Source organism: Janthinobacterium sp. BHSEK, from assembly GCF_056174685.1.
Window position 1 is genome coordinate 1 of the sequence record NZ_JBWBYV010000117.1, and the last position, 8,727, is coordinate 8,727.

General features: G+C 62.2%; 5 protein-coding genes and 3 rRNA genes. 3 read left to right on the top strand and 5 right to left on the bottom strand.

Annotation, left to right across the window (positions count from 1 at the left end; all coding sequences use genetic code 11):
• Together AC0V2Y_RS26895 and rrf are read left to right on the top strand one after the other, a co-directional pair.
• Positions 1–136, top strand: a 23S ribosomal RNA gene (locus AC0V2Y_RS26895); the annotation flags it as partial.
• 144 nt (positions 137–280) lie between these two features.
• Positions 281–393, top strand: a 5S ribosomal RNA gene (gene rrf / locus AC0V2Y_RS26900).
• Between the two features lie 218 nt (positions 394–611).
• Here rrf and AC0V2Y_RS26905 read toward each other — a convergent pair.
• From AC0V2Y_RS26905 to AC0V2Y_RS26925, 5 genes are read right to left on the bottom strand one after another with little or no spacing between them, the layout of a single operon-like run.
• Entirely contained in the window at positions 612–1,781 is a 1,170-nt protein-coding gene (locus AC0V2Y_RS26905) for a VWA domain-containing protein (RefSeq protein WP_475417812.1), read from the bottom strand.
• Positions 1,778–4,003, bottom strand: coding sequence for a DUF5682 family protein (locus AC0V2Y_RS26910; protein WP_475417811.1), 2,226 nt, complete (start codon positions 4,001–4,003; stop codon positions 1,778–1,780). Before AC0V2Y_RS26910 ends, AC0V2Y_RS26905 begins: the two co-directional genes overlap by 4 nt.
• Before the next feature lie 16 nt (positions 4,004–4,019).
• A complete protein-coding gene (locus AC0V2Y_RS26915) occupies positions 4,020–5,102 on the bottom strand; it encodes an ATP-binding protein (protein WP_218963666.1) in 1,083 nt (360 codons plus the stop codon).
• An 8-nt stretch (positions 5,103–5,110) separates the two neighbouring features.
• Positions 5,111–6,706 (bottom strand): DUF5691 domain-containing protein, encoded by a 1,596-nt coding sequence (locus AC0V2Y_RS26920; RefSeq protein ID WP_475417810.1) that lies wholly within the window; start codon positions 6,704–6,706, stop codon positions 5,111–5,113.
• Positions 6,703–8,061 (bottom strand): SWIM zinc finger family protein, encoded by a 1,359-nt coding sequence (locus AC0V2Y_RS26925; protein WP_475417809.1) that lies wholly within the window; start codon positions 8,059–8,061, stop codon positions 6,703–6,705. The genes AC0V2Y_RS26920 and AC0V2Y_RS26925 overlap by 4 nt, the downstream gene beginning before the upstream one ends.
• Before the next feature lie 555 nt (positions 8,062–8,616).
• Between AC0V2Y_RS26925 and AC0V2Y_RS26930 the strand changes: the two genes are divergently transcribed.
• Positions 8,617–8,727, top strand: a 16S ribosomal RNA gene (locus AC0V2Y_RS26930); the annotation flags it as partial.

The window sequence follows — 8,727 nt, forward strand, 5'->3', positions numbered from 1 at the left end:
TTGCCTTGAGATGAGATTTCCCAGAGCCTTGAGCTCTTTGAAGGGTCGTTCGAGACCAGGACGTTGATAGGCTGGGTGTGGAAGTGCAGTAATGCATTAAGCTAACCAGTACTAATTGCCCGTACGGCTTGTCCCTATAACCTTAGCAGGTACAGAGGATAAGAAAGTACATGTTGCGAAGTTGTTGATCGCAATCATTACCCAAAATTCTAAATAATCCGCTTCTTCCAGATTCATGGCCTTGTCGTCCCACAGGAGACAAGCGCCGGTACAAGTTATGCCTGATGACCATAGCAAGTTGGTCCCACCCCTTCCCATCCCGAACAGGACCGTGAAACAACTTTGCGCCGATGATAGTGCTGCAACCAGTGTGAAAGTAGGTTATCGTCAGGCTTGTTATTCGCAGTAGAGAAAAACCCCGCCGGACTCCGGTGGGGTTTTTTTTCGTCTGGCGGTTTGAGCGTTAGCCCCCAGCGAAGGCTGGAGGCAGACCCGCATGGGCTACCGCGCAAGCCCCTGAGTTTGCGGCATGGCGGGTCTGACCCCGGCTGTTCAGCAGGCGAAAAAAAAGGCAGCGCTGTGCGCTGCCTTTGTGCGTTCTGCCATCAGCACTATTCGCTGCCGCCGATAACGTTAATGCCTGCCTGGGCAGCCCATTGCGTCATATCGTTACGCTTGATGGCCGAGGCCATGAGATCTGGAAACAGATCGGGAGTGCAGGCGAAGCAGGGCGCGCCCATGGCTGCGAGCCGGGCCGCGTTGTGATGGTCATACGAAGGTGCGCCATTGTCATCCAGGGCCAGCAAGACGATGACTTGTACGCCGCTGACCAGCAAACTGGCTGCCCGCGCCAGCATTTCCTTGTTATTGCCTCCTTCATACAGATCGCTGATCAGCACAAAAATCGTCTCTTGCGGACGCGTCACCACACCCTGGCAATACGCGAGCGCACGATTGATATCCGTGCCGCCGCCCAACTGCGTGCCGAACAGCACGTCAACGGGATCGGCCAGCAATGGCGTCAGGTCGACCACTGCCGTATCAAACACCACCACCGATGTGGAGACAGCTTTGATGCTGGCCAATACTGCGGCAAATACGCTGGCATATACTACGGATGGCGCCATCGAGCCGCTCTGATCGATACACAGCACGATGTCGCGCAGCGACTGTCCTTTGCGCCCGAAGCCGATGCGGGTAGCTGGTACGATCGTCCGATAGTCCGGCTGGTAATGTTTAAGATTGGCACGTATCGTGCGCAGCCAGTCGATTTCATTGTGGCGCGGCCGCATATTGCGTACGGCACGGCTCAGGCTACCTGCCACGGCCTGGCGCAGCGGCGCAGCCAGCTTGCGTTCCAGTTCTTGCACGACCCGGCTGACCACTTGGCGCGCCGTAGCCTTGGTCTTGTTTGGCATGATGCGGTTCAGGCTGAGCAGGGTGGCGACCAGATGCACGTCCGCTTCCACCGCTTGCAGCAGTTCCGGCTCCAGCAACATTTGCTGCAAGCCCAGGCGTTCGAGTGCATCTTTCTGCATGACTTGCACGACGGAGGAGGGAAAATACTGACGGATGTCGCCGAGCCAGCGCGCCACATTCGGCGCCGACGCCGACAAGTTTCCGTCGCGTCCACCCGCCGCTCCCTGGCCGTAGACGGATTCCAGCGTGCGGTCCATGGCCAGGTCGGCCTGGCTCAAGGCGATCTCGTCCTGTTGATCGGTTTTGCCCAATACCATGCGCCAGCGGCGCGCGGCTTCACCGGTCTTGATTGCATCGTTCATGCATGCTCCTGCGCCGGCGTGGAATCCAGCAATAATCGTAAGGTGGGCAAGATGCGCCGCGCCCGTGTTTCGTCCAGTGGCATGCTTGCCGATAGCGGAACCTGCGTGCCGCCGCCCTGGCTGGCGCGTTCCGATAACTGGCGCTTCTCGGGTGCGGCAAAGCTGCCGAAAGTGCGGCGTAGCAAGGGCAGCAGTTCGATGAAGGTATCGGCCGCCAGGCCGGCCAGCCAGGCATCGATCAGGCGCCACAATTCGTCATTGTGTATCAATAAAGTGCCGCTGCCATGCAAAAAGCCTTCCAGCCAATGGGCGCTGCTCAAGGGCGGCAGCGCATGGGAGCAGCGCAAGGCCAGGGCGCTTGCCGTCCTCTCCATGCTCCAGTGGCCCTGCTCGTTGAGGGCGCGCGTGCAGCGCCCGGCCAGCAGTGCGTGCGTGGCGTCGTACAAGGCCGCCTGTTCCAGCGCCGCGAACCAGCTTGCCTGGTAATCGGCCCGTTGCGCCAGGCGGATGGCCTGGTCGGCGCCGACCAGCGTCTGCATGAGCGCCGCCGCCGCCTCGTCTGCCAGGGCGCGCACGCCGGCAGGCAGGGCAATGCAGGCGCGCATGACCAGGCCGTCGAGTATGCTGGACAGGGCGCTGGTATCTGTGCCGCGCACGCTGCCGTAACGCATGACGTTGACCAGTGGCGGCAGGGCCGCCAGCATATAGCCGAGGTCCGGCGTCGTCGCGCTCACTTCCTGCATGCGCCGCATGACGCCATCGATGGCGCCTTGCAAATCGGCCAGCAGGATCTCTTCCACCAGCGCCGTCAGTTGCGGCAAGGTCTCGGCGCTGGCCGCGCGGCTGAGTGCGCATGCGGTGGCGGCATCGGCCACCGTACTGCCCCACAGGCTTGCTTCGATCAGCTTGACGGCAAATTCCGGTTCCCACGCCAGTTGCCACTGTTCGTGGAAGGTGCCGCTTTTCCCATGTACGCGCAGGCGGCTTCCCCAGTTGATGTCCAGCAGGGCCAGGCGGTGCAGCAAGACGCTCTTTTCCAGGTGCGCCGTTTCACGCAGATCCAGGGCGAGTTCGCTCGCATCGGCACGCACCGGCAGGCGCAAGCGTTTCTGCAGCGCTTGCACATCCTGCACCAGGGGCAAGGTTGGCACGCTGGCCGGCACCTGGCCCAGGCGTTCGTTGATCAGCAGCGCCGAGGCGATCAGGCGCAGCGGCAGTTCGCTGTCGTAGCAATAGACGGAGCGCACGGCGTCCTGCAATTCGCTCAGGCCCGCACGCGAACGCTCGCGCATGGCGGCCAGCGTATCGGCGAGGCGCAAGGCTTCGATGGTGTGGGCCGGCGACGCATCGAGATCATGCTTGCGCAACAGCGTGGCGACATCGGTCAACCAGTACAGTCCCGCCTGCTCAGGCCGTTGCCACAGATGGTGATACCAGCCTGGCGCTTCGACCCCGGCGCCATAGCCGCTGCGAAACGTCAGCCGGCCATAGCTCCACGGCGTCCAGGTGGCTGCCAGTTTGATTTTTGGCAAACCCTTGAGCAGTTCCGCATCACTCTTGGCGCTGGGCATCTGCTTGAGCGCGGGAACGTGATAAGCGCCGCAAACGACGGCAATGCGCTGGTGTCCCTGCTTTTCCGCCTGGCGTATCATGCTGCGCATATAGGCTTCGCGACGGTTTTCCAGCGCATTTGGCGGCAGTGCGATTTCGCTGCGCACCACGTCCATCATTTCGGCAATGGCCGCAAACAAGTCCAGGCTGTCGCCGCGCTGCTCGACCAGGTGGTCCCACCAGGTTTCGGTGTCGCCAAAGCCGGCGGCACTGGCCAGCCAGCTCAGCGGGTCCGCATGCATGTCCTCGTCGCTTGCGGGCGTGTCGGCTTCGGCGTCTTTCCCGCCCGCAATCTCGGCCAGGCGATGCGCTTGCGGCAGGTCGCAAAAGCGCACGGGGGTGCCATGCGCCTGGGCAAAGCGCATGGCTTGCCATTCCGGCGAGAATTCCGCAAACGGATACATGACGGCGCGCCGCGGCTCGGCCGGTGCATACACGAGCAGCGCCACGGGCGGGCACAGGTCCGCGTCGCCTGCGTAGCGTATCAGCTCGTCCGCTTCGGGCGGTCCCTCGATCAGGATGCAGTCTGGCTGCAAGGCTTCCAGCGCCCGGACCAAGCTGCGCGCGCAGCCGGGACCATGGTGGCGGATGCCGAAAAGGTGAATGCTCATCGTTGCCTGTCGGGATTCAATTCATGACGTCGCGGCAAGCGCGATACAGGTCTTTCCAGCCATCGCGCTCCTTGACCACTGTTTCCAGGTATTCCAGCATGACGATGCGGTCTTGCACCGGGTCCTTGACGATGGCGCCCACCATGCCGGCCGCCAGGTCGGCGCCGCGCAGCACGCCATCGCCAAAGTGGGCCGCCAGCGACATACCGTGCGTGATCACGGAAATGGCTTCCGCCGTGCTCATGCTGGCACTGGAACCTTTCAGCTTGGTCTTGCCATCGGCCGTCACGCCTTCGCGCAATTCGCGGAAGACGGTCACGATGCGGCGTATTTCTTCCAGTGCCGGCGCTTCGCCGGGCAATTCCAGGGCGCGCCCCAGGCTGGCAACGCGGGTTTCCACGATACGCACTTCTTCATCGGCCGTGCGGGGTGACGGCAGCACGACGGTGTTGAAGCGCCGTTTCAGTGCGCTCGACAATTCATTCACGCCGCGGTCGCGGTCATTCGCGGTGGCGATCACATTGAAGCCTTTTTGCGCCAGCACTTCTTCATCGAGCTCGGCGATCGGCAGCATTTTCTCCGACAGGATGGTAATCAGGCTGTCTTGCACTTCGCCGGGGATGCGCGTGAGTTCTTCGATACGGGCAATTTTTCCTTCGCGCATGGCGCGCATGAGCGGGCTGGGCACGACTGCATCGAGCGATGGCCCCTTCGCCAGCAGGTGCGCGTAATTCCAGCCATAACGCAGTGCCTCTTCGCTGGTGCCGGCCGTACCCTGCACGATCATGGTCGAGTCGCCGCTGATGGCGGCGGCCAGGTGTTCCGAGACCCAGGACTTGGCCGTGCCCGGCACGCCCAGCAGCAGCAGGGCGCGATCCGTGGCCAGGGTGGCGACGGCGATTTCGATCACGCGCGCATTGCCGATGTACTTGGGCGTGATCTCGACGCCGTTGTCGAGCTTGCCGCCCAGCAAATACTTGGAGACTGCCCATGGCGACATCTTCCAGCGTGGCGGGCGCTGCCGGGTGTCGGCAGCGATCAAGGCTTCCAGTTCCGTGGCGAACTGGTTTTCAGCATGCTGGCGAAGAATGTTGGTAATGCTGGACATCAAATTTGCTCCTGAAAAGAGAGGGATAAGGCATGCCTGAAACGGATCACGCTGAACATGTCGTCGACGGGTGCCTGCCAGCTGGCCCATGCCGGCGATCCGGTCGGCCAGCCTGCTTCGCAGGCAGCCATGGCGGCCGGATCGAGTACTTGCGCAAATGCTTCGAGCGTCGGCTTGAAGTGCCAGGCAGGTACCGAAAATGTGGACAGGCCGGCGCGCAGGCGCTGCATCACGGCCAGCGATAGGGTGGCAGGCCAGGGCGCAGGCGAAGCGCGCGCGGCGTCGGCCAGCACGCCCAGCAGTGGCAATTGCTGGTCGCCCCACGTGGGGCCGCAGGCGTCGACCAGTTGAGCAAGCCGGGAATGCACGTCGGCGGCGGGCAATGCGCCATAGGCGGAGAAAAAATCGCGCGCATAGTGTACGCGCACGCCATCCGTCGCCAGCCAGAGCAAGGTCAGCGCCTGCAGCCAGTCGCCCAGTGCCGCGGCTGCGGCCGGCGTGGTCGTTCCGGCGTGCATGTGTCGCAGCAGGGCGTTGCTCCATCCCAGCACCAGGGCGCCGTGGAACTCATTGCTGAGCGCCAACTTCAGGCACTGTGCGGGAGACTTGTCAAACAGTTCACTCCAGTGCAGCGGCGACAGCGATGCCAGCATGTCGGCCAGCCAGCCTGCTTTCTCGCCCAGTTGCGGCCAGCCTTGCGCGCCGATGCCATCGCGCAGCATGGATTTGTCGCTGGCGGCGGGCAGCGCGACGTCTAGGCTGTCAGGAAATAGTTTGCGCCGTTGCAGATGGAGCAATGGCGCCAGCCGTTCCAGCATGCGCTGTTGCAGCGCGCAGCCGGGCAAGGTGCGCAACAGCTGCTGCGCCTGCAGCCTGACTTCCTTGCGGCGGTCGTCCAGCGCCGCCTCCAGGAAAGCTTCATCGGCCAGGCTCAGCGATACGCTCAAACAGGGCAGGAGCATCGCGCGGTCTTCGGGCGATTCCTGGCTCCAGCTTGCCTGCAGGCACTGTAAGGCTGCGGCGGGATCGCGTGCCCGCAACTGGCGCAAGGCCAGCATGCGTTGTGCGAGCGTGCCCGCTTCCCACTGCACCGCGATGTCGTCATCATCATTGCCAGGCGTGCCGCTCGCCCACGTCCATTGCGCATGTTGCCGGGCCAGCCAGTGGCCGCGCGCACCCAGCACGGTCACGATGGCAGGCCGCAGCGCCTGCTGGCTGCTGCCCGCTTCCAGCATCCTGGGCAGCAGGCGGGCCGGAATGCGGCAGTGGTGCAAAGCGGCAAGGCGCAGCCATTCGCCACGCAATGGCGGATGGCTGTCCCGCAGCAGATGCGCCAACATGGCTTCCGCACGGGGCGGGCAAGCCTGCAATGCATCTTCTTGCGTATCGGTGCTGGAGATCGCTGTGGCTGGCACGGCAGCGGGCGGGAGGTAGCCGGCGCGCGTCCACAGTTCGAGTGCGCCGATGGCACGCCAGAGCCTGCCTTCGCCGGCATCGTCCGCAAGCAGGGGGCGCAAGTCTTCCGGCAATTCTGCTTCGAAGGCAATCTTGGCCCGGGAACTGCCCATCTGCAGGGCGGCGTCGAGTTTGCTCATGCGCAAAAATCGCTTTCAAAGTTATACAGGCGGCCGTCGGCCCATACGCTCCAGGGCGCGAAGGCGCGGCCATCCCATTCGCCCGCCAAGGTGACGGGGTGGCCGCCGCTGACTGCCAGCAAGTGCCAGGCATGGCGGAACGATGCGTTCACGGGCAGGGGCCGTCCATCGGGACAGCGCAGCAGCAAGCCGGCGTCTTCCATGCTTGCCGTCATGCCGGACAAGGCCAGCGGATAGCGCTCGAGGAATGGCTGCGCCGCCAGCGCGTCGGCATAGGACTCCATTGCGGCCAGGAAGGACGGCTGCTCGGTCGGGAACGTCGATAGCGGCAGCGTCGTACCTGGCTCGCGGATCAGCGCGCGCAGCGGACAGGCGCCGGTGTAAAAGCAGAGTTCGCCTTCAAATTGCGTGCCGACGCTGATCGCCTGTTCGAAGCCTTGTGGACCGGCAGCAAAATGCAGCAGCAGTGCCCAGCGGCCACTGCGCGCGCCGCGCAGCCATGTGGCACGCGTGCGTATGCGGTCTTCCTCGCTGTGCTGTTGTGAAAGTACTTGCCAGCAATCGGTGACGCCGGCCAGGGCCAGCACATCGTCGCTGCTGGTGGTCCAGCCGATGTGGGTCCGCACATCGTGTTGCAGGTCGGGCGAGAGCGTTTCCAGCCTGGCGTAGGCATCGCCAAGCATATATATAGCGGCCAGTTCCCGCCCCAGTTGCTGGCTCCAGTCTTGCACGCCGCTTTGAAAGCACAGTTTGCCGGCGCGCCGGATGCGGCCGGCCAGACCGGCGGCCTGGGCGTCGACCAGACGGGCGGCCATGGCTTCCCAGTATGCGGGGCCGCGGTCGCGCACGGTGGCCAGGCCCTCGCGTTCCAGGTCATGCAACCAGGTGTGCAGTGCGGCCAGGCCGCTGGCCACCTTGTTTTCGCGTTTTTCCGCGCGCTTCAGGTTGGTGGCGGCGCTTGCGGCGGATTGCTCTTCCGTTTGCGCGGCCGGCTGCTCCGATGCGCCAGAGCGTTTTTTCTCGGCACGCTGCTGGCGGTCGCGCAGCCAATCGCTGACCCATGGGGGCGCTTCCGCTGCTGCGAACAAGGCCTGGTCTTGCGCCAGGAGCAGATACAAGGCAAGTCCATGCTTGCATGGAAACTTACGGCTGGGGCAGGAGCATTTGAAGGCAGGTTCGCCCAGGTCGATCTGGGTGCGGTAGGGATCCTTGCCGCTACCCTTGCATTCGCCCCAGGTGGCCGTCTCCGAGCGGCCCAGCTTATCCCATTTGGCGGGAGAGGCCAGTTGGCTACCTGTCTTGGCGGAGCTGGCATCGGGTGCCAGGGAGAGAATTTGATCGGTATTCAGGAGCACAAAGCGAACCTACAGGTAAATTGTCAAATGGTCAGGGTGATGTATTTAACCATGAATGAGACGTCGTACGTTTGAAAGCTGACTTTTATATTGATTATTGCCGGGGAATTGAAAAATGATTGCATGTATTGCGGAGAAAGCCTTGCTTCCACCGGAGCGCTTTGCTATAGTTCGCCTCCCCAATGAGACGCAGCAGTTTGCGAAACAACGGGATCACTGGAAACGGTGAAGGTAGTAAAAAAGAAGGTTGACGAATTAGCCGAAACGCTTCATACTCTTCCTTCTTCGCAGCTGACAAACACAACGCTTTGTCGATAGCGCGAGAGTGGCAAATAAGCAGTACCGAATACCGTTCTTTAACAATTAACAGTCGATAAGTGTGGGCATTTGATGTAAGTGCAGCGTCGATCTTCGGATTGGCGTCTAACTTAAAATATCAAATGTTCACAAGAAATAATGAAATAGGATACTTCTTCGGAAGTAGCCTGTCAGTTTTTTGAGTGAGCGACCCGTCAGCAATGACGGTGCCTGTAAAAGGGCAAAGTAACAGAGATTAAACTGAAGAGTTTGATCCTGGCTCAGATTGAACGCTGGCGGCATGCCTTACACATGCAAGTCGAACGGCAGCACGGAGCTTGCTCTGGTGGCGAGTGGCGAACGGGTGAG